The organism is Nocardioides segetis, assembly GCF_051390595.1.
GTDB lineage: Bacteria > Actinomycetota > Actinomycetes > Propionibacteriales > Nocardioidaceae > Nocardioides.
On the sequence record NZ_JBNINR010000002.1, the window covers coordinates 226,531 to 245,390 of the forward strand.

20 protein-coding genes are annotated in these 18,860 nt (G+C 72.0%); 7 read left to right on the forward strand and 13 right to left on the reverse strand.

What is annotated here, in order from left to right; all coding sequences use genetic code 11:
* Positions 1-100: 100 nt before the first annotated feature.
* Both ACPZVR_RS04755 and ACPZVR_RS04760 read left to right on the forward strand, forming a co-directional pair.
* Positions 101-1,336: a coiled-coil domain-containing protein gene (locus ACPZVR_RS04755; protein WP_436698426.1), complete on the forward strand. Its 1,236-nt coding sequence runs from the start codon at positions 101-103 to the stop codon at positions 1,334-1,336.
* On the forward strand, positions 1,333-2,484 hold the full coding sequence (locus tag ACPZVR_RS04760; protein ID WP_436698427.1) for an AI-2E family transporter: 1,152 nt from the start codon (positions 1,333-1,335) through the stop codon (positions 2,482-2,484). The genes ACPZVR_RS04755 and ACPZVR_RS04760 overlap by 4 nt, the downstream gene beginning before the upstream one ends.
* 31 nt (positions 2,485-2,515) lie before the next feature.
* On the opposite strand, the gene ACPZVR_RS04765 is transcribed toward ACPZVR_RS04760, so the two are convergent.
* The gene (locus tag ACPZVR_RS04765; protein WP_436698428.1) at positions 2,516-3,478 is read right to left on the reverse strand and encodes an EamA family transporter; all 963 of its coding nucleotides are present in this window, start codon (positions 3,476-3,478) and stop codon (positions 2,516-2,518) included.
* 39 nt (positions 3,479-3,517) lie between these two features.
* On the opposite strand from ACPZVR_RS04765, the gene ACPZVR_RS04770 reads away from it, so the two are divergent.
* Positions 3,518-4,057: a CGNR zinc finger domain-containing protein gene (locus tag ACPZVR_RS04770; protein WP_436698429.1), complete on the forward strand. Its 540-nt coding sequence runs from the start codon at positions 3,518-3,520 to the stop codon at positions 4,055-4,057.
* A 9-nt stretch (positions 4,058-4,066) separates the two neighbouring features.
* On the opposite strand, the gene ACPZVR_RS04775 is transcribed toward ACPZVR_RS04770, so the two are convergent.
* From ACPZVR_RS04775 to ccrA, 7 genes are read right to left on the reverse strand one after another with little or no spacing between them, the layout of a single operon-like run.
* Entirely contained in the window at positions 4,067-5,662 is a 1,596-nt protein-coding gene (locus ACPZVR_RS04775; RefSeq protein WP_436698430.1) for a thiamine pyrophosphate-binding protein, read from the reverse strand.
* Positions 5,659-6,741: an ABC transporter substrate-binding protein gene (locus tag ACPZVR_RS04780; RefSeq protein ID WP_436698431.1), complete on the reverse strand. Its 1,083-nt coding sequence runs from the start codon at positions 6,739-6,741 to the stop codon at positions 5,659-5,661. The genes ACPZVR_RS04775 and ACPZVR_RS04780 overlap by 4 nt, the downstream gene beginning before the upstream one ends.
* 30 nt (positions 6,742-6,771) lie before the next feature.
* Positions 6,772-7,614: an ABC transporter permease gene (locus ACPZVR_RS04785; RefSeq protein ID WP_436698432.1), complete on the reverse strand. Its 843-nt coding sequence runs from the start codon at positions 7,612-7,614 to the stop codon at positions 6,772-6,774.
* Positions 7,614-8,423, reverse strand: coding sequence for an ABC transporter ATP-binding protein (locus ACPZVR_RS04790; protein WP_436698433.1), 810 nt, complete (start codon positions 8,421-8,423; stop codon positions 7,614-7,616). Before ACPZVR_RS04790 ends, ACPZVR_RS04785 begins: the two co-directional genes overlap by 1 nt.
* 5 nt (positions 8,424-8,428) lie before the next feature.
* The gene (locus ACPZVR_RS04795; RefSeq protein ID WP_436698434.1) at positions 8,429-10,525 is read right to left on the reverse strand and encodes an acetate--CoA ligase family protein; all 2,097 of its coding nucleotides are present in this window, start codon (positions 10,523-10,525) and stop codon (positions 8,429-8,431) included.
* Entirely contained in the window at positions 10,525-11,376 is an 852-nt protein-coding gene (locus ACPZVR_RS04800; RefSeq protein ID WP_436698435.1) for an enoyl-CoA hydratase/isomerase family protein, read from the reverse strand. Before ACPZVR_RS04800 ends, ACPZVR_RS04795 begins: the two co-directional genes overlap by 1 nt.
* A gap of 5 nt (positions 11,377-11,381) precedes the next feature.
* A complete protein-coding gene (ccrA, locus tag ACPZVR_RS04805) occupies positions 11,382-12,653 on the reverse strand; it encodes a crotonyl-CoA carboxylase/reductase (RefSeq protein ID WP_436698436.1) in 1,272 nt (423 codons plus the stop codon).
* 175 nt (positions 12,654-12,828) lie between these two features.
* On the opposite strand from ccrA, the gene ACPZVR_RS04810 reads away from it, so the two are divergent.
* A complete protein-coding gene (locus tag ACPZVR_RS04810; RefSeq protein ID WP_436698437.1) occupies positions 12,829-13,611 on the forward strand; it encodes an IclR family transcriptional regulator in 783 nt (260 codons plus the stop codon).
* Positions 13,612-13,646: 35 nt separating this feature from the next.
* Here the strand turns inward: ACPZVR_RS04810 and ACPZVR_RS04815 are convergent, their stop codons facing one another.
* From ACPZVR_RS04815 to ACPZVR_RS04825, 3 genes are all read right to left on the reverse strand, one after another.
* A complete protein-coding gene (locus tag ACPZVR_RS04815; protein ID WP_436698438.1) occupies positions 13,647-14,441 on the reverse strand; it encodes an alpha/beta fold hydrolase in 795 nt (264 codons plus the stop codon).
* 132 nt (positions 14,442-14,573) lie between these two features.
* Positions 14,574-15,740 carry a 3-hydroxyacyl-CoA dehydrogenase family protein gene (locus ACPZVR_RS04820; protein WP_436698439.1) on the reverse strand — a complete coding sequence of 389 codons (1,167 nt, stop codon included), beginning with the start codon at positions 15,738-15,740 and terminating at the stop codon, positions 14,574-14,576.
* Between the two features lie 82 nt (positions 15,741-15,822).
* The gene (locus ACPZVR_RS04825) at positions 15,823-16,125 is read right to left on the reverse strand and encodes a DUF167 domain-containing protein (protein WP_436698440.1); all 303 of its coding nucleotides are present in this window, start codon (positions 16,123-16,125) and stop codon (positions 15,823-15,825) included.
* Between the two features lie 25 nt (positions 16,126-16,150).
* Here ACPZVR_RS04825 and nucS point away from each other — a divergent pair, with 25 nt between their 5' ends.
* Positions 16,151-16,849, forward strand: a complete 699-nt coding sequence (nucS, locus tag ACPZVR_RS04830; RefSeq protein ID WP_436698441.1) for an endonuclease NucS — start codon at positions 16,151-16,153, stop codon at positions 16,847-16,849.
* A gap of 8 nt (positions 16,850-16,857) precedes the next feature.
* On the forward strand, positions 16,858-17,475 hold the full coding sequence (locus tag ACPZVR_RS04835; RefSeq protein ID WP_436698442.1) for a DUF952 domain-containing protein: 618 nt from the start codon (positions 16,858-16,860) through the stop codon (positions 17,473-17,475).
* A gap of 36 nt (positions 17,476-17,511) precedes the next feature.
* Here the strand turns inward: ACPZVR_RS04835 and ACPZVR_RS04840 are convergent, their stop codons facing one another.
* Both ACPZVR_RS04840 and ACPZVR_RS04845 read right to left on the reverse strand, forming a co-directional pair.
* Positions 17,512-18,036, reverse strand: coding sequence for a ferritin (locus tag ACPZVR_RS04840; RefSeq protein ID WP_436698443.1), 525 nt, complete (start codon positions 18,034-18,036; stop codon positions 17,512-17,514).
* 52 nt (positions 18,037-18,088) lie between these two features.
* Positions 18,089-18,292, reverse strand: coding sequence for a hypothetical protein (locus ACPZVR_RS04845; protein WP_282400113.1), 204 nt, complete (start codon positions 18,290-18,292; stop codon positions 18,089-18,091).
* Positions 18,293-18,415: 123 nt separating this feature from the next.
* Here ACPZVR_RS04845 and ACPZVR_RS04850 point away from each other — a divergent pair, with 123 nt between their 5' ends.
* Positions 18,416-18,781 carry an ArsC/Spx/MgsR family protein gene (locus ACPZVR_RS04850; protein ID WP_436698444.1) on the forward strand — a complete coding sequence of 122 codons (366 nt, stop codon included), beginning with the start codon at positions 18,416-18,418 and terminating at the stop codon, positions 18,779-18,781.
* The last annotated feature ends 79 nt before the right edge of the window (positions 18,782-18,860 follow it).

The following is an 18,860-nucleotide window of genomic DNA, read 5'->3' on the forward strand; positions in this document are numbered from 1 at the left end:
GCGAGCCGGGGTGGGCAAGGTTGGGGTGATCAGGGATCATGGGCGGGTTCGTGCACCGCACCCCCCATGACCGCAGCGAGAGCCAGGGAGGCTCAGTTCCATGAGCGACGAGGGTCTGTCCATCTTCGACGACGAGCCCACCCCGACCGAGGAGTCCAAGACCGTGACCACCAAGGCCACCGACGACGAGCCCACCCAGGTCATCCCGGCGGTGAAGACGGCCGAGACTCCGGCGGCCCGGCCCCAGGCGGCCGCCCGCCCTGCTGCGTCCCCGCGCCCCCCGGCCCCCGCTCCCAGCGCCGCCCCGTCCGGGCGGCCGGTCGGCTTCAACGCCCCCGGCGCGACCGGCGGCCTGCCGATCGTGCGCAAGGGCGGCTACGACCGCGACGCCGTCGACGCGCAGATCCGCCAGCTCGCCAGCGAGAAGGCCACGCTGGGCGCCAGCCTGACCGAGTCCGAGCAGCGGGTGATCGACCTCGAGCAGGAGGTCGCGCGGCTCCGCGGCGAGCTCGCCGAGATCGACAACCCGTCGTACGCCGGGCTCGGTGGCCGCGCCAGCGCCATGCTGCGCCTCGCCGAGGAGGAGGCGTCCGAGATCCGCGCCACGGCCGAGGCCGACGCCGCCGAGGTGCGCGACCAGGCGAGCCGCGACGCGAAGGCGATCCGGGCCGAGGCAGCCCGCGAGGCCGACGACATGCGCGCCGTCCAGCTCCGCGAGCTGGAGGAGAACCGCACCCGCCTGCTGACCGACGCCGAGCAGGAGCGCGCGCTCGCCCGCAGCGAGGCCGAGGACATGCTCGCCGCCGCCCGCCGCGAGGCCGACCAGCTCCGACTGGCGTCGCAGCAGGAGGCCACCGAGCTGCGCAGCCAGGCCCAGCGCGAGGTCGAGCAGGCCCGGGCCGCGGTGGACCGCGAGGTCCAGGAGGCCCGCCGCGCGCTGGCCATGGAGAAGGAGCGGCTGGCCCGCGAGGCCACCGACCACCACAACACCGCGGTCGCCGAGACCCGCCGCCTGGTCGAGGAGGCCGAGCAGCGGGCCAACGCCGCCGAGGCGCGCGCCGCCGAGGCCAGCAAGCAGTCGGCAGCCAACCGGGCGGCCGCCCAGGCCGAGGCGGAGGGCGTGCTGACGCGGGCCCGCCGTGAGGCCGAGCAGGTCATCGCCTCCGCCCGTGCCCAGGCCGAGGCCATCACCGCCAGCGGCGACGCCGACCTCCAGCGCGAGATCGCCGCCAAGCGCGCCGAGCTCGACCGCCTGACCAAGCGGCGCGCCTCCATCACCGCCCAGCTGTCCTCGCTCGCCGACCTCGTCGCCGGCTTCGGCGAGGACGAGAGTTGAGCGGCTCCGGCCACGCGGAGATCGCGGACGCGGACGGCGTCAGCGAGCACGCCGGGGTCGACCCGGCCGCTGCCGCACCCGCCGCCACCGCGTCGCCGTACGGCGAGCCGGGCAAGCCGTTCGACCGCCGCTCGCCGTTCTTCTACGGCTTCGTCGGGGCGCTCGGCGCGCTGACCGCGTTCTGGCTCTTCGAGGCCCTGCTGGGCGTCGGCTCCACGCTGATGCTCATCGTGGTCGCGTTCTTCCTCGCGGCCGGCCTCAACCCGGCCGTGGAGTTCCTGGAGCGGCGCGGCCTGCGCCGCTCGTTCTCGGTCGTGGTGGTCATCGTGGCCGCCCTCGCCGCCGTGGTCCTGTTCCTCGTCGCGATCGTGCCGGTCATCACCGACCAGGTCACGGCGCTGAGCAAGAACATCCCGGTCTGGATCGACGAGCTGGAGCGGAACAAGAAGGTCCAGGAGCTCAACGAGGAGTACGGCATCCTCGACCGGATCACCGCCTTCGTCACCGACGGCGACTTCATCTCCAACCTCTTCGGCGGCGCGCTCGGTGTCGGCCTCAAGGTCATCTCGGCGCTGTTCAACGCCTTCATCGTCATCGTCTTGACCCTCTACTTCCTCGCCTCGCTGAAGACCACGACCGGAGCGATGTACCGCCTCGCGCCGGCGTCGCGCCGCGAGCGGGTGGCGGCGCTGGGCGACAAGGTGATCGCCAACATCGGGGGCTATGTCTCCGGGGCGTTCCTGGTGGCGCTGTGCGCCGGACTCAGCTCGCTGGTGTTCCTGTACTTCACCGAGGTGCGCGAGTACGCCGTCGCGCTGGCCTTCGTCGTCGCGCTGCTCGACGTGATCCCGATGATCGGGGCGACGATCGGTGCCGTGCTGGTCTCGGCGATCGCGTTCGCGACCGACATCAAGACCGGCATCGCCTGCGTGATCTTCTACGTCATCTACCAGCAGTTCGAGAACTACGTCGTCTACCCGCGGGTGATGAGCAAGTCGGTCGACCTGCCCGGCGCGGTGATCGTGATCGCCGCGCTCATCGGCGCCGGGCTGCTCGGTGTGGTGGGCGCCCTGCTCGCCATCCCGGTCGCGGCCGCGATCCTGCTCATCATCCGGGAGGTCGTGGTCCGTCGGCAGGACCTGCGCTGACGCTTCCGCATGACGTCACGCCGCGACGGGCTCAGACGAGCACCGGCTCGTCCGTGCCCACGCGGACCCCACGCTCGCCGAGCTTGACCGCGACCACGCCCGCGACGATCAGCCCGCCGCCGAGGAGCTGGACGGCGGCGGGCAGCTGGTCGAGCAGCAGCCAGGCCCAGACCACGGCCGCGACGACCTCGCTGAGCGCGACGAACGACGCCAGCCGGGAGCCGAGCCGGCGGCTGGCCGCGATGCCGGTCGTGTAGGCGAGCGCGGCGGTGACCAGACCGAGTGCCAGGAGGGCCGCCCACGGCGCGACGTGGACACCGGCGTACGCCACGTGCTCGGACGCCATCGCCGTCGGCATCAGCCCCAGGAGTCCCAGCACGCCGAGGAGCGCGGCCCCGACCGCGAGCCCGCCGGCGGCCAGAGTCAGCGGCGGGAGTCCGCTGCGCTCGTCGGCCGAGATGACGAAGTAGGCAGCGGCGCCGACCATCGCCCCGAGGGCCCACGCCGCCCCCCGCACATCGACGTCGGCGCCGGCGAAGAGGTCGAGGACCAGGACCAGGCCGAGGACGGCGACGGCGGCTCCGGCCACGGTGAGCCGGCCGGGACGCTGGCCGTGGACCAGCCACATCCACACGACGACGGCCGCGGGCGCGGTGTACTCGATCAGCAGCGCCGGCGCGACCTCCATCGTGCGCACGGCCGAGAAGTAGCAGAACTGGGCACCGGCGACGGCGAGGCCGCCGTAGAGCACCACGACGGGGGCGCCGCGCCGCAGCACGCCCCACCGGCCGCGCAGCGCGACCATCCCGAAGGGCAGGACGACCAGCGCGCCGATCGCGACCCGGATCAGCACGACGCTGCCTGCCGTCCAGCCGCTGTCGAGCAGCGGGCGGGCCAGTGACCCGGACAGGCCGAAGGAGACCGCGGACGTCAGCGCGAGGGCGAGTCCGGCGGTCGTCGCGTCGCGACGGCTGTCACGAGTCAACGTCTTCATGACTCATGACAGTACGGCGGCGTGCGGTAATCTGTCAACGTGGTTTTCGCCCATGACACCTCGCTCTCCCTGCAGGCCGCCGTGGCGCTGGTCAACGGCAGTCTCGACCCGGTGACGATCAGCTCCCCCGACGAGCTCGACGCCTTCTTCACCGAGTTCGGCTACACCGGACGCCACGACCGCGACCAGGCCGAGGTGGACGCCACGCTGGCCATCGCGCCCCGCCTGCGCGAGCTCCTCACGGCCGACCGCGACGACGCGGCCGGCATCGTCAACGCCATGCTGCGCGATGCGGCCGCGCTCCCCCAGCTGCGCCGCCACGACGGTCACGACTGGCACCTGCACGCGGTCGACAACGACGCGCCGCTGGCGGAGCGGATCCTGGTCGAGACGGCCATGGCGATGATCGACGTCATCCGCGCCGACGAGATGTCCCGGCTGTCCGTGTGCGCCGACGACACCTGCGAGGGCGTGGTCCTCGACCTCTCGCGCAACCGGTCCAAGCGGTTCTGCTCGGTGACGTGCGGCAACCGCAACGCCGTCGCGGCCTACCGCGCCCGGCAGGCCGAGGAGGGCTGAGCGCCGGGCTCACTCCCCCGCGATCGTCGCGGGATCCAGCTCGAGCGCGAGGACGACCGGCCCGGCGGGCACCGGGTCGAGGGTGTCGAGGACCTTCCCGAGCTCGGCGAGCGTGCGGACCGTGTGGCCCTCGGCGCCGTAGCCGCGGGCGACGTCCGCGAAGTCCGGCCACGCCATCCGGGCATGGTCCGGGTCCCGACCGGCGCCGCGCAGGTGGTGGAACTCCATGCCGTAGGCCGCGTCGTTCGCGACGAGCACCAGCAGGGGCAGCCGCTCGCGGACCGCGGTCGCCAGCTCGCCCAGGCCCATCATCGCGCCCCCGTCGCCGGCGACGACCAGGGTGAGGCGATCTCGATGGGCCAGCGACACACCGACTCCGGTCGCGATGCCCAGGCCGATGGACGCGAAGTTGAGCGTGTGGACGAAGTCCCCCGCCGCGGCCACGTTCAGCTCGCGCCAGGCCGTGTAGACGAACCGGCCGGTGTCGGAGACCACGAGCCGGTCGCGGGGCAGCGCTGCGTCCACGATCCGCAGGGCAGCGGCCAGGTCGAGGCCGGAGCCGTCCTCGCCGACAGCGACGCGCTCCGGGGGCGCTGCCGGGTCCCACGCCCCCGGCCAGTACGGCGCCGCCGGGCCCGACTCCGCCAGCAGGGCACCCATCCGGCCGGCGGTGATCGCGGCGTCGCCGACGACGGTGGCGGCCGGCGTACCGTGGCGACCGAGGGCATCCGGGTCGGAGTCGACCTGCACCACGGCCCCGCGCGAGCCGACGAGTCCGTCGGCGGTCGTGAACCGGTTGAGGCCGGCACCGAAGGCGACGACGCAGTCGGATTCGGCGAGCAGGCGCAGCGACTCGGTACGGCCCACGGTCCCGGCGACCCCGAGGTCGCCGGGCTCCCCCGCGAACATGCCCTTGGCGAGCAGGGTCGTCGCCACCGGCGCGCCGAGCTGGCCGGCCAGCAGGAGGAGCTCCTCGCGGGCGCCGGCCGCGCCCCGCCCGGCCAGGACGACCGGGCGCCGCGCCGACGCGAGGATGCCGAGCGCCGCGTCGAGCGAGGCGTCGTCCGGCAGCGGTCGCGGGCGGTCGACGGACACCGCGGCCACCGGCTCGGCGCACGGCGCGGTCGCGAGGTCGAGCGGGATGTCGAACACCACCGGCTGCGAGCGCTGGACGGCATGGCGCACCGCCCACGCCAGTCGGCCGACAGCGTCATCCGGGCGCGTCACCCGGACGTACTCCGCTCCCGTCAGGCGTGCGGCCTTCTCCAGGTCGAAGCGCTGCAGGTGGTGCGGCACCGACGGGGTGTCACCGGTCAGGAGCAACAGCGGCGAACGCGCCCGCACCGCCTCAGTCAGCGCCGTGAGCGTGTTGGTGAACCCGGGGCCGTGCGTCACCGACGCCGCGCCGAGGCCGGCCGTCGTCCGCGCCATCCCGTCCGCCGCGCTCACGGCGGCCGACTCGTCCACGGTGGGCACGAACCTGCCTCCGTGCTCGATGAAGGCGACGACATGCGGGATGTTGCCGTCGCCCATCAGCCCGGTGAGGGTCCCCACCCCGGAGGCGAGGAGGGTCCGAGCGACGGCGGTCGAGACGTCGAGGGTCACTTCGAGGTCCCCGCGGCGCTCACGTCCTCAGCGGTGAAGTCGTTGTAGGCCGACACCAGCGAGTTGTCGACGTAGTCGGCCACGGGCAGTGCCTCGGGGATGAGGTCGTACTTCGCGAGGAAGGCGGCGGTCGCCTCGGCACGGTCCTCGGGCGTGTAGCCGTAGTCCTCCTGACCGGCGTTCGCCGGGTCGTACTGCGCGATCGTCGCCTTGAGGATCTCCAGGTCACGCGCCCGGCCCGCCTCGTCGGACTTGGCGTTGGGGAACTCCGCGTAGAACATGTCCAGCGCCTTCTCCGGGTTCTGCTTCGCCCACTCCTGAGCGACCGCGCCGGCCCGGCCGAGCTTCTCGATCGCGTCGGACTTCTCCTTGATCGCGTCCGTGCTGGCGTACTCGACGAAGTCGAGCAGCATGCCGGCGTCGCTGAAGACGTCGTCCATCACCCGCAGGTCGGTGCCGCTGAGCTCGATCGCCTGGTACGCCGCGTCCCACAGGTAGAGTCCGTCCACCTTGCCGGAGGTGAGCGCGTTCGCCGCCTGGGCCCCGATGCCGACCGCCACGAACTCGACGTCGTCCCCCACACCGGCCTCCTCGGCCATCGCCTTGGCCTCCGGCAGGCGCGAGGAGGACAGCGACGCGACACCGACAGTCTTCCCGGCGAGGTCCTCGGGCGAGCGGATCGCGCTGTCCTCGAGGACGGCGAGCCCGGAGCCGTACTCGGGGATCAGGTTGTAGACGATCTTGATGTCGACGCCCTTGTTGATCGCCGCCATCACCGACGACGGGTTGCCCTGGCCGAGGTCCGCCTTGCCCGCCTGGACCAGCTGGACCGCGACCGACGAGCCCGACGTCGGCATGTAGCTGACGTCGATGCCGTACTCGTCGAAGAGCCCGAGCTGCTTCGGTACCGCGTAGAGGATCGCCTCCTCCCCCGGGTACGGCGCCTCGTGGCCCATCGCCACCGTGATGGAGTCCTTGTCGTCGCCCGGGTCTCCCGAGCACCCGGTCGCCGCCAGGGCCAGTCCCAGCACGACGGCGGACGCTGCCAGCGCCCGGTTCTTCCTAGTGCGCACACGCATGAGCTTGAGCTCCTTCGAGGATGGTGCGGCTCAGACGCCGCTGGAGGTGGAGCTGACCTTGGTCCAGAAGACGACCCGCCGTTGGACGAGGACCAGGATCAGGTGGAGCAGATAGCCGATCAGGGACAGCAGCACCAGCACGGCGAACGAGCCGGAGATGTCCAGGACCGCGTTGAAGGTGAGGATCTGGTTGCCGAGTCCCGCCCGGGCGCCCATGAACTCGCCCACGACCGCGCCGAGGAGCGACAAGACGATGGCGGCGTCCAGGCCCGCGAAGATGTAGGGCAGCGCCGAGGGCAGCTTGACCCGCCGGAACGTCTCGACCCGTCCCGCGCCCATCGCGCGGATCATGTCCACCCGCTGCTGCTCGGTGTTCTGCAGGCCCTCGATCGTGTTGACGATGATGGGGAAGAACGCGACCGTCACCGCGACGATGACCTTGCTGGTCATCCCGAATCCGAACCAGATCACCAGCAGCGGGGCCAGGGCGATCTTCGGCACCGTCTGGAACGCGACGATGTAGGGATAGATGGCGCGTCGGATCCAGCGCACCTCCGAGACCAGGGCACCGAGGCCGATGCCGAGCACCGCGGCGATCAGGAAGCCCAGCACCGTCTCGGTCAGCGTGTAGCGCAGGTTCGCCAGGAAGGTCCCGTGGACCAGGCCGTCGTACAGGCTCTGCGCGATCATCGACGGTGGCGGCAGGACGATCTCGGAGACGTCCCAGATGCGGACGATCGCCTCCCAGGCGCCGACGACGAGGACGAACGTGGCGATCACGGCCAGCCAGTCGGCCGGGACGATGCGACGCGGGGTCGAGCGGCGTCCGGCGGCGGTGCCGCGACCGGCTCTCACGGCGATGTTGGCGGACATCAGTCGATCCCTCCTCGGGCGTTGAGCAGGCCACGGATCTGCGTGGCCGTCTGCTGGAACCTCGGGTCCCCGGTCGCGTCGAGCCGCCGGGGCCGCTCGATGTCGACCGAGAAGTCGGCCACGATCCGCCCCGGGCGCTCGGACATGACCAGCACCCGGTCGCTGAGATAGACCGCTTCGGGGATCGAGTGCGTGATGAAGAAGACCGTCTTGCGCTCCTCGGACCAGATCCGCTGCAGGTCGTCGTTCATCCGCTCCCGCGTCAGCGCGTCGAGCGCGCCGAACGGCTCGTCCATCAGCAGGATCCGCGGATTGGGTACGAGCGCCCGCACGATGCCCGCCCGCTGCTGCATGCCGCCGGAGAGCTCGGAGGGGTACCTCTTCTCGAACCCGTCCAGACCGACCATCCGGAGTAGGTCCATCGCCCGGTCGCGGTACTGCGCGACGTCGCGCTTCTGCACCCGGATCGGCAGCAGGACGTTGTCCAGGATCGTCAGCCACGGCAGCAGGACCGGCTGCTGGAACACGACGCCCACGTCGGGCGAGGGTCCGCTCAGCTCGCGACCGCCGAGATGGACCTCGCCCTCGCTCTGGCGCAGCAGTCCGGCCAGGATCTTGAGCAGGGTGCTCTTCCCGCAGCCCGAGGGCCCGACCAGCGACACGAAGGTGCCGTCGGCGATCTCGAGGTCGATCGGCCGCAACGCCTGGACCGGGGTGCCGGTGGCCGTCGGATAGGCCAGCGTCACCTGCTCGATCGTGATCAGGCTGTCCGTGATCGTGGGTTCGGACACCACGTCGGTGTTCGACATCGTGCTCACAACTCCTCCCTGATGAACAGAGCATCGACTGCGACTGCGCCGCGGCCCTCGGGCCGGACGAGGACCGGGTTCAGCTCGGCGGTGGCGAGCTGCGACCCGAAGGCGTCGGCCAGCTCGCCGAACGCGAGGACCAGATCGATCAACGCGGCCCGGTCGGCGCGCGGTGCCCCGCGGTAGCCGTCGAGAAGGCGGCCGAGCGACGAGGAGTCGAGCATGCGCTCCACCTCCCGCCGGGTGATCGGCACGGGCGTGGTCAGCGCCCGGCCGCCGAGCTCGGCGAGGACACCGCCGAGCGCCACGGTGAGCACCGGTCCCACCTGCGGATCCCGCACCACCCCCACCATGCACTCCACGACCGGACCGGTGACCTGCTGCTGGACGAGGAAGCCGTCCACCGCCAGGTCGGGGGCCGCGGCCGCGAGATCCGCGCGCATCTCGGCGATGGCACGCGCCACCGCCTCGGTGCCGGCGAGGCCGGTGCGCACGCCCCCGATCTCGGTCTTGTGCGCCAGGCCGGGCGACTCGACCTTGACGACGGCGAGGTCCGGCAGCGCGGCCCCGATCGCGGCGACGGCGCCCTCGTCGGCGACCAGGAAGGTGGCCGGGGTCTCGATGCCGGCGGTGGACAGCAGGTCGAGCGCCTCCTGCCCGGCGATGACGCCGCGTGCCAGCTCGCGACGCGGGACCGTCGGCCGGGCGACCCACGGCTCCGGGGCGGTGCCCGATGCCATGAGCGCACCGATCGCGGTGAGCGCCGGCGTCATCGCGCCCAGGAGCGGCACACCCTGCTCGCCCAGGGTCTCGACGATCGCCGGGTCGGCCGGGCCGCCGGCCAGGCCGAAGGCCACGACCGGCGCACCCGGCAGCGCGGCCTGCTTCGCGAGGACCCGCGCCTGCTCCCGGTACAGCTCGGCCTGTCCGTCGCATCCCTGCAGGACGTTGAGGGCGAGGGCGACGAGGCCGACCTGGGGGTCGGAGCGCAGCGCCGTCAGCGCAGCGCTCGCCAGGCCCGAGTCCTCTGCCGCCGCTCCCGTGAGGTCGAGCGGGTTGGCGACCGTCGCGAAGTCCGGCAGCACCGTCGTCAGCTCGGCCGTCGTACGCTCGCCGAGGCGCGCCGCCGCGATGCCGAGCTCGGTCATCCGGTCGGCGACCAGCCCGGATCCGCCGCCGGAGATCGACGCCACCGCCAGTCCCCTCGCGGTCGGCCGGATCCGGCTCGAGAAGAGGATGAGCATCTCGCGGAACTCGTCGAGGTCGTCGGCCTGCACCACGCCACAACGGCGGAGCAGACCGGCGAGCGCCTCGCTGTGCCCGGCCACCGCTCCCGTGTGCGCCAGCGCGGCCCGCTGACCCAGCTCGGAGCGACCGACACTCAGCGCCACCACGGTCTTGCCGCGCTCGGCGGCCCGGATCGCCGCGCGGGCGAACTCCTCGGCGTCGCGCAGGCCCTCGAGGAAGACCCCGATCACATCGACGCCCGGATCGTCGGCCAGCGCGGCGACGTACTGCCCGAGCGTCACCGACACCTCGTTGCCGGTCGTGATCAGGTGACTCAGCCCGAGGCCACGCCCGACCGAGGAGTCGGTCACGGCGTGCGTCAGCGCTCCCGACTGCATCACGAGCGCGATGCGTCCCGGCGCGAAGGGCGTCACGATCTGCCCGCTGTAGGCGGCGAAGCCCGTCGTCGCGTTGAGGATGCCGTAACAGTTGGGGCCGCAGAGCAGGAAGTCCGACTCCCCGACCAGCCGACTGAGGCGATCCCGGCGCTCACCGCCCGTCGCGCCCTCGCCGAAGCCGCTGGCGATGAGCAGGCCGGCCTTCGCCCCACCCGCGATCGCCTCCGCCAGCACGTCCAGCGCCGGCTCCGCGCTGAGCGCGACGGCGACGAAGTCGACCGGCTCCGGCAGCGACCCGAGGTCGGGCACGGCGTCGTAGCCGGCGATGCTCGCGGCGGTGGGGTGGACGGGATGGATGCGCGCCGTCGACCCGAACCTGCGCAGGTTCTGCAGGATCTGGCTGCCGCGGTTGCCGCGCGGCGAGGCGCCGACCACGGCGATCGACGCGGGGTTCAGCAGCGCCGCGAGATCGGCCATCATCGCTCTCCGTAGGGGGTGTCCCGCTCGCTGAGGAAGGCGCCCATGCCCTGCTCCGCGAGGATGCTCATGAGCCGCTCCTTCTCGGTCACGCCGTTCGAGGCCAGCAGGTAGGTGTCGATGTAGCGGTGCGCGTCCTGCGCGGCCTTGAAGCCCTGGATGTCGAGCGTGAGCCGGACCGCCCGCTTGGCCAGCGTCGCGGCGTACGCCGGAGCGTGCGCCACCCGCTCGGCCAACCGCTGCGCCTCGGCCCGCAGCTGGTCGGCCGGGACCACGCGGTTGACCAGGCCCGCCTCCCGGGCCCGCTCCGCCGAGAGCCGGTCGCCGGTCAGGTAGAGCTCGTTGAAGGCCTTGAACTGCATGAGCCAGGGCAGCATCAACAGCGGCGAGAGTGCCCCGTGCCTGATCTCGGGCTCGGAGAGGAAGGCGTGCTCGGCGGCGATCGTCAGGTCGCCCACCACCGCGAGGTTGCAGCCGCCGGCGATGGCGCCGCCGTTGAGTGCGGTGATCACCGGCTTGTCGCAGTACCAGATCTTGCTGATCACCGCGGCGTTGCCGCGGGTGTGGTCGTCCCACTCCTGGGAGTTGTCCGGCAGCCCGTCGGCGTCGAGGTCGATCCCGGAGCAGAAGATCCGGTCGCCGGCCGCCGTGAGCACGATGGCGCGCACCGAGGGATCCGCGCCCGCCTCGTCGAAGGCCCGGCCCAGCTCCGCGAAGGTCTGCTGCCGCAGGGCGTTGTGCTTGGCCGGACGGTTCAGGGTGATCGTGGCGACCCCCGCGGTCACGCTCACCAGGAGATCGTCGTAGCCGTCGGCTCGCAGGGCCGTCGGCGTCGTCGTGGTCGTCGTCATCCGGCTCAGCCCCGCCCGTCGTTCTCGTCCGCCGCCGCGACCAGCGCGACCGTGTTGCCGAAGACCTGCTCACCGCGCCCCATCTCGGCGTGCACGCGCGGGAGGTCGGCGAAGGGCACGACCCGCCCGACGCACGGGTCGATCCGCCCGTCGCGCACGAGGTCGTTGTAGGCGCGGGCCTGGTCGTCATTGGTGCCGTGACTGCCCTGGAGCCGCTTCTGCCGCGTCCAGTGGTAGCGGAGGTCGACCATCGCGTCGTAACCGGTCGTCCCGGCGCAGATGACGACCATGCCGCCGGGCTCGCAGACGAAGATGCTGGTCGGGATCGTCGCGCTGCCGGGGTGCTCGAACACGATCGCCGGGTCCTTGCGCTCCCCCACGATGTCCCAGAGAGCCTTGCCGAAGCGCCGCGCCTCCGCCGTCCATGCCTTCTGCCCGGCCGCGTCGTCGACCAGCGGCGGGATGCCCCAGTGGGAGAAGTCGCTGCGGTTGATGTAGCCGATCGCGCCGAGCTTCTCGGCGTACTGGCCACGCTCGTCGTCGGAGACGACCGCGACCGCCCGGGCACCCGCCAGGCTCGCCAGCTGGATCGCCTGCGTACCCAGACCGCCCGAGCCTCCCCAGACCAGCACGACGTCGCCGGCCTGCAACGTGTTGCCCGCCCAGCCGTGCAGCATGCGGTACGCCGTGGTGCCGACCAGGGTCGGCGCGGCCGCCTCGGCCCAGCTCAGGCGGCTCGCCTTGGGCAGGACCTGGTGGGCCTGGACGCGCGCGAACTGGGCGAAGGAGCCGAAGTTCGTGTTGTAGCCCCAGATCTGCGCGCTCGGCGCGATCATCGGGTCCTTGCCGCCGGCGATCCACGGATCGGCGGGGTCCCAGTAGCCGGGGTGGACGATGACCTCGTCGCCGACGCGGATGTCGCTGACGGCCTCGCCGGTCGCGTAGACGATGCCCGACGCGTCGGACCCGCCGATGTGGAAGTCGTACGGCTCGCCGGCCCGCTGCCGAGCGGCGATCACGTCGACCGGGTAGCCCCGCGCCGCCCAGACGTTGTTGTAGTTGACGCCGGCCGCCTTGACCCCGATGAGGACCTCCTCGGGTCCGATCGGGGGGACCTCGATCCGCTCCTCGACCTGGAACGCGGTCTGCGGGTCGCCGAACCGCTCCGCCCTCACGACGAGCGCCGTCATGTGGCTCGGCACCTCGCCCGGCTCGGGCAGCTGCCCCAGCGGGACCGATCCCTCGAACGTCGCCGCTGACGTGCGGTGCTCGCTCACGTTGCCTCCTTCGTCCCCCACCGCCTGTGGTGGAGATCACTCGGTGGCCCGATTGAAGCAGTATGTCTCGCAGAACGACACCAGTTGTCAGATCTTTTCTGCTGTGCAAGACAAACTCGGTCGGCTGGCGGTAATCTCGTGCCGGTCGGCCCACCCGAGAGTGAGAGGCTCTGCCATGAGCGACCCCCAGCCGGAGCGCAGGCCCGCGTATCTGATCGACTCCGCGGAGAACGCGCTACGGATCCTGATGCAGCTGCGCAACGCTCCGGAGATCCGGGTGACCCAGGTCAGCGACGAGCTCGGCGTGGCCCGGTCGACGGCCCACCGGCTGCTCTCGACGCTCACCTACGTCGGCTTCCTGCGCCACGACCCGATCCGCCGGGCGTACGTGCCCGGCAGCGTGCTGGTCGAGATCGCGCTCGCGTCGACCGGCCATCGCCAGCTGCGGCAGGTCGCCATGCCGCACATCGTCCGGCTGTCCAAGGAGATCGAGTGGACCATCCATCTCTCCGTCCTCGAAGGCTCCGACATCCGCTTCATCGACGGGGCGGAGAGCCCGCGTCCGGTGCGCGTCACGGCGCGCGTCGGCTCCCGCTTCCCCGCCCACAGCACCAGCAGCGGCAAGGTCCTGCTCGCCGACCTCCCGGGCAAGCACCTGCGCAGCCTCTATCCCGACCACCCCGCACCGGTCACCGAGCACACCGTCGACTCCCTGGCCGCGCTGGAGCGCGAGCTCGCCACCGTCCGCGAGCAGGGCTACGCCACCAACCTGGGCGAGAACGAGATCGGGCTCCACGCCGTGTCCGTGCCCATCCGCACGGAGCGGTCCGGGCTCGTCGCCGCCATGGCCGCGGCCCGGCCGTCGGTCACCGCCGCGCCGGCCGAGTTCCCCGAGATCATCGCGCGGCTCCGCTCGACCGCGGCCGAGATCGCCCGCCAGCTCGAGGCCGTCGAGTAGGCCCGAGGAGCCGAGGCGCGCGACGGGGCGGACGGTCAGTCCCCCAGGAACCTGCGCAGCACCTCGAGGAAGAGCTCGGGACGCTCGGAGTGCAGCCAGTGCCCGGTGTCCTTGAGCGTCACCTTGCGGTTGCGCGGGAACCAGCGGTCCATCGCGGGCTCGTACTCCGGCCGGACGTACGACGACCGACCGCCGGCGAGCCACAGCACCGGGCCGTCGTACGGCGCCCGGCCGGCGAGCTCCTCCTCCGGCCAGGCGCCGATGACCGCGAGGTCGCGGTCGAGCACGTCGAGATTGACCTGCCAGGACCAACCGGAGGGGGCCGCGGAGTCCCGGCGCAGGTTCTGGAGCAGGAAGGAGCGCACCGTGGTGTCGGGTACCGCAGGCGCGAGGAGCCGGTCCGCGTCGGCGCGGTGCACCACCCGGGTCAGGTCCAGGTCGCGCATGGCGGCGATGTAGCCGGGGAACTCGCGGCTCTCGGGGTAGCTCACGGGCGAGATGTCGGCGACGCAGAGCCGCTCGACCCGCTCCGGGTGGAGCAGGGCGAGCACCATGGCGACCTTGCCGCCGAGCGAGTGACCGACGACCGTGACCGGCTCGTCACCGCCCGCCGCGCCCACGGTGGCGAGGACGTCGCCGGCCGCCTCGGCGAAGCCGAACCGATCCGGCCACGGCGAGCGGCCGTGATGGGGCAGGTCGACGAGCAGGACCCGGTGCCGCTCGGCGAGCTGCTTGGCGACGCCGGTCCAGTTCTTGCCCTGCCCGAAGAGGCCGTGGAGGAAGACCACACGGCTCCCGGTGGTCCCGAGAGCCGTGTGGTGAAGCGTCACGCTGCGAGCCTACTGGCCCCCGTCGCCCGGCTCCGCAGCCGCCCTCCGCGACCCGCCGATTGGGCACAAACCGCACGTCCGAGGCCCGAATTGTTGCGGTTTGGTCCCAAACCGCAGCACTTTTTCGCGGGCTCAGTAGGTGTGGAAGCCCTTGCCGGTCTTGCGCCCGAGCTCGCCGGCCTCGACCTTGGCGACCAGCGTGGCGGCCGGCGCGAAGCCGGGCTCGCCGAACTCTGCGTGGAGCTCCTTCTGGATGGCCAGCGACACGTCGTTGCCGACCACGTCGAGCAGCTCGAAGGGCCCCATCGGGAAGCCCGCCGTCTCCTTGATCGCGGCGTCGATGGTCGCCATCTCCTCGCCGGCCTCGGCGAGCCTGATCGCGTCGTTGAGGTAGGGGAAGAGCAGCAGGTTGACGATGAAGCCGGAGCGGTCGCCGGCCGAGACGCCGACCTTGCCGACGTTGGCGGTGAGGGCGCGCACGGTCTCGTCGACGTCGGCGGAGGTGGCCGGGGTCGTGATGATCTCGACCAGCTTCATGACCGGGGCCGGGTTGAAGAAGTGCATGCCGATCACGTCCTGCGGCCGCCCGGTCACCTCACCCAGCTTGGTGATCGGGAGCGAGGACGTGGTGGTCGCGAGGATGGCGCCGGGCTTGGCGATCCGGTCGAGGTCGCGGAACAGCTGCAGCTTCAGCTCGAGGTCCTCGGCGATGGCCTCGACGACGATGTCGACGTCGCCCAGCGCCTCGCGCTCCACCGCGCCGGTCAGGCGCCCGAGGAGCGCGTCCTTGTCGGCCTCGGTGCCCTTGCCCTTGGCGATCGCGCGGTCGAGGTTCTTGGTGATGTAACCGACGACGCCGTCGAGCTTCTCCTGGCTGCGGCCCACGAAGACGACGTCGTAGCCGGCCTGGGCGAAGACCTGGACGATCCCCGAGGCCATCGTGCCGGTGCCGACCACGCCGACCCGCTTGATGTCGTGGCGGAACGTCGGCGCCGCGCCCTCGCCCGCGGCGGCGGCCTCGTCGGCGAACGTGCGGCCCTCGGCGACGAGCTTGTCGAGCAGTCCGGCCGGCTCGTGCAGGTGGTCGCCGGTCTCGGCGAAGCGAGCGGCCAGCAGGTCGCGGACCTGGGCGACGCCGATCTCGTCCACGACCGTCAGCGGGCCCTTGGGGTAGCCGCAGCCGAAGCGCATGGCGGCGTCGATGTCGCTCACCGAGGCGTAGCCCGACTCGTAGGTGCGGACCGCATGGTTGAGGTACGGCAGCACCAGCGTGTTGAAGATCTGCTCGCTCGAAGTCATGGGCCGCATGATGGCACCGGATGGCGGCGCTGACTACCCGTCGGTAACCCATCCGGGACGATCGAGACCGAGGTCACAAGACTCAGTCCCGCGGCGGCGGTACGACGACCCGCACCACCTTCGAGCGGGACGCCTGCCCGCGGACCAGCACGACCGCCGAGCGCGGTACGCCGAGCTGCTTGGCCAGCCACCGCACCAGCTCGTCGTTGGCCCGGCCGTCCACGGGCGGCGACGCGAGCCGGACCTTCAGCTCGGCACCGTCGACGCCCGTCGGACCGGCCACGCCGGTACGGGACGCGCCCGGCTGGACCCGGACGGAGAGCAGCCAGGTCGACGTACTCCCGGGCTCCGGACGCCACCACGGCTGGTCGGGCTCGATCTCCACGGGGCTGAGGGTATGTTGCTGGCTCGTGAGACTCGTCGTTGCGCGTTGCCAGGTGGACTATGCAGGCCGATTGACCGCCCACCTCCCGATGGCGACGCGGGTGCTCATGATCAAGGCCGACGGCTCGGTCCTCGTGCACTCCGACGGCGGCTCCTACAAGCCGCTGAACTGGATGTCGCCGCCGTGCACGGTTCGCGAGGGCGAGGCCGAGGACGGCCGCGTCGAGTGGACGGTCACCGCGAAGGCGGCCAAGGGCCAGACGCCGGACACGCTGCGGATCCTCATCGAGGAGATCCACCACGACACCCGCCACGATCTCGGCATCGACCCGGGCCTGCAGAAGGACGGCGTCGAGAAGCACCTGCAGGAGCTGCTCGCCGAGCACCCCGCCACGCTCGCCACGGGGCTGACCCTGGTCCGGCGCGAGTTCCCCACGGCGATCGGTCCGGTCGACCTGATGTGCCGCGACGGCGACGGCCTGTCGGTCGCCGTCGAGATCAAGCGGCGCGGCGAGATCGACGGCGTCGAGCAGCTCACCCGCTACCTCGAGCTCCTCAACCGCGACCCCCTGCTCACGGGCAGGGGCGCCGTGCGCGGCATCTTCGCCGCCCAGGAGATCAAGCCCCAGGCCCGGGTCCTCGCCGAGGACCGCGGCATCACCTGCGCCGTCGTCGACTACGACGCCCTCCGCGGCCTCGACAACGCCGAGGACCGGCTCTTCTGAGCGCCGCGATGACGCCGATCTTCCACCTCGCCCTCGCTCGCGACTGGGAGGCGGCCCAGCGGGCGGGGACCTACACGGTGTCCACCCGCGGCCGGTCGCTGGCCGAGGTCGGGTTCATCCACGCCAGTCGCGCCGACCAGTGGACCGGCGTGCGCGACAGGTTCTACGCCGACGTCACCGAGCCGATGGTCCTGCTGCGGATCGACCCGGCCCTGCTCGACGTACCCGTCGTCGAGGAGCCGCCCGGGCCCGGGGCGAGCGAGACCTTCCCGCACATCTACGGCCCGTTGCCGGTCCGGGCGGTGGTCAGGGCGATCCCCCTGGACCGGGCCGCCGCGGCGCCGCCGGGCCCGCCCGAGCCGTCGGCCCTGCTGCCGGACGTCCCGGCGGCCCCAGGCCGCCCGGACGCGCCGCGGGAGAGCTTCTCGCGGGTGTACTTCCGCGAGATGTTCGTCAACGTGACACTGCTGTGCGTCGTGCTCGCGGTCGGACTGCTGGGCGCCCTCGCCGGCCACGCGGTGTCCGACGAGGGCGGCGTCGGCATCGGCGGCCTCGCGGGGGTCGTGGTCGGCATCGGCGCGGCGGTGCTGCTCTTCCGCCGCCGCCACGGCGGCCGCCGGGCCTGAGCCGGTCGTACCCGGCCCGCGTGATCGCGCCAGCGGTCAGGCGCCCGCGGCCGGCGGCGCGGTCGGGTCGGTGTCGCCGCCACCACGCTCGCGCGCCACCCAGTCCTCGATGGCGTTGATGTCGTCCTTGCTGCGGGTCACGACGGTCAGCAGGTCGTTCATCGTGGCGACCTCCTCGACCTGCTCCTTGATGAACCACTGCATGAACTGCTCGGAGGCGAAGTCGTTCTCCTCGCGGGCGATCCGCAGCAGGCCGTTGATCTGCTCGGTGACCCGCTTCTCCTGCTCCAGGGCCAGCGCGACCGGTGCGACGACGTCGGCGAAGCCCGCGACCGGCGCCTCGACGCCGGGGATCTCGACGGCGGCGTCGGTGTCGAGGAGGTACTGCACCATCATCATGGCGTGCTGGCGCTCCTCCAGCGCCTGTGCGTAGAAGAACGCGGCAAGCTGCGGCATCGTCAGCGCGTCGTAGTGCACGGCGCACGCGAGGTACTGGTTGTGCGCGGCGAACTCGTTGCCGATCTGGACGTTGAGCTGGTCGGTGAAGCGCGGAGCGGCCATGGGCGCCAGCCTAGTGGAGAGGCCTTGCGGGTCCGCCGCCCCGCCCGGTCGCTCAGGCAGCCTTCTGGAGGTCCTTCTTGGTGACCTTCTTGCCACTGGTGGTCACGAGCACGCGCCGCTTCACGGTGAGCCCGTCGGGCAGCGTGCCCTCCTTGAGCATGCGCAGGGGGCAGCGGCCGCACTTCGACTTCGAGACGCAGCACTTCGTCTTGGGGAGCTTCTGCTTCCCCTTCGACTTCTTCTTGCCCTTACCCACGACAGCAGGGTAAGTCACGAAGGGTAGGCAGACCTAACCGCAGTGACCCACGTCACGCCGGGCAGCACGTCCATCCCGCGCGACGGGCGCCGGCACCCCCGGTTTCGTGGCTAGGGTGCGGTCGTGATCGAGATCTGGCTCAACCCCGCGTGCTCGAAGTGCCGCACCGCCGAGAGCGAGCTCCGGGCCGCCGGCGCCGACTACACCGTGCGCCGCTACCTCGACGAGCCACCCACCGTCGCCGAGCTCGAGGACATCCTGGCCCGGCTCGCGCTGGAGCCGTGGGACATCGCCCGGACCGCCGACGCCCGCAAGCTCGGCGTCTCCCTGCCGGGCAGGGATGCCGCGCATCGCGCACAGTGGCTGGACCTGATGGCCGTCCATCCGCAGCTGATCCAGCGCCCGATCCTCACGGCGTCCGACGGTACGACGGTCGTGGGCCGCGATCCGGAATCGGTGTCCCGGGTGATCGCGGCCGACGACATGTAACTAAGTGTTACAGCACGGTTATCCACCACTCTGGTCACATCAGCCCCAAATCGCGTCTGTAACCCTTAGTTACAAGGGC

What these genes read in the sequence shown, in the direction of transcription:
- ACPZVR_RS04780 (WP_436698431.1), bottom strand. Translation starts at nt 6,741, where the DNA reads ATGCGTGTGCGCACTAGGAAGAACCGGGCGCTGGCAGCGTCCGCCGTC.
- ACPZVR_RS04835 (WP_436698442.1), top strand. Translation starts at nt 16,858, where the DNA reads ATGACGCCGATCTTCCACCTCGCCCTCGCTCGCGACTGGGAGGCGGCC.
- ACPZVR_RS04765 (WP_436698428.1), bottom strand. Translation starts at nt 3,478, where the DNA reads ATGAAGACGTTGACTCGTGACAGCCGTCGCGACGCGACGACCGCCGGA.
- ACPZVR_RS04790 (WP_436698433.1), bottom strand. Translation starts at nt 8,423, where the DNA reads ATGTCGAACACCGACGTGGTGTCCGAACCCACGATCACGGACAGCCTG.
- ACPZVR_RS04810 (WP_436698437.1), top strand. Translation starts at nt 12,829, where the DNA reads ATGAGCGACCCCCAGCCGGAGCGCAGGCCCGCGTATCTGATCGACTCC.
- ACPZVR_RS04800 (WP_436698435.1), bottom strand. Translation starts at nt 11,376, where the DNA reads ATGACGACGACCACGACGACGCCGACGGCCCTGCGAGCCGACGGCTAC.
- ACPZVR_RS04820 (WP_436698439.1), bottom strand. Translation starts at nt 15,740, where the DNA reads ATGACTTCGAGCGAGCAGATCTTCAACACGCTGGTGCTGCCGTACCTC.
- ACPZVR_RS04795 (WP_436698434.1), bottom strand. Translation starts at nt 10,525, where the DNA reads ATGGCCGATCTCGCGGCGCTGCTGAACCCCGCGTCGATCGCCGTGGTC.
- ACPZVR_RS04785 (WP_436698432.1), bottom strand. Translation starts at nt 7,614, where the DNA reads ATGTCCGCCAACATCGCCGTGAGAGCCGGTCGCGGCACCGCCGCCGGA.
- ACPZVR_RS04755 (WP_436698426.1), top strand. Translation starts at nt 101, where the DNA reads ATGAGCGACGAGGGTCTGTCCATCTTCGACGACGAGCCCACCCCGACC.
- ACPZVR_RS04840 (WP_436698443.1), bottom strand. Translation starts at nt 18,036, where the DNA reads ATGGCCGCTCCGCGCTTCACCGACCAGCTCAACGTCCAGATCGGCAAC.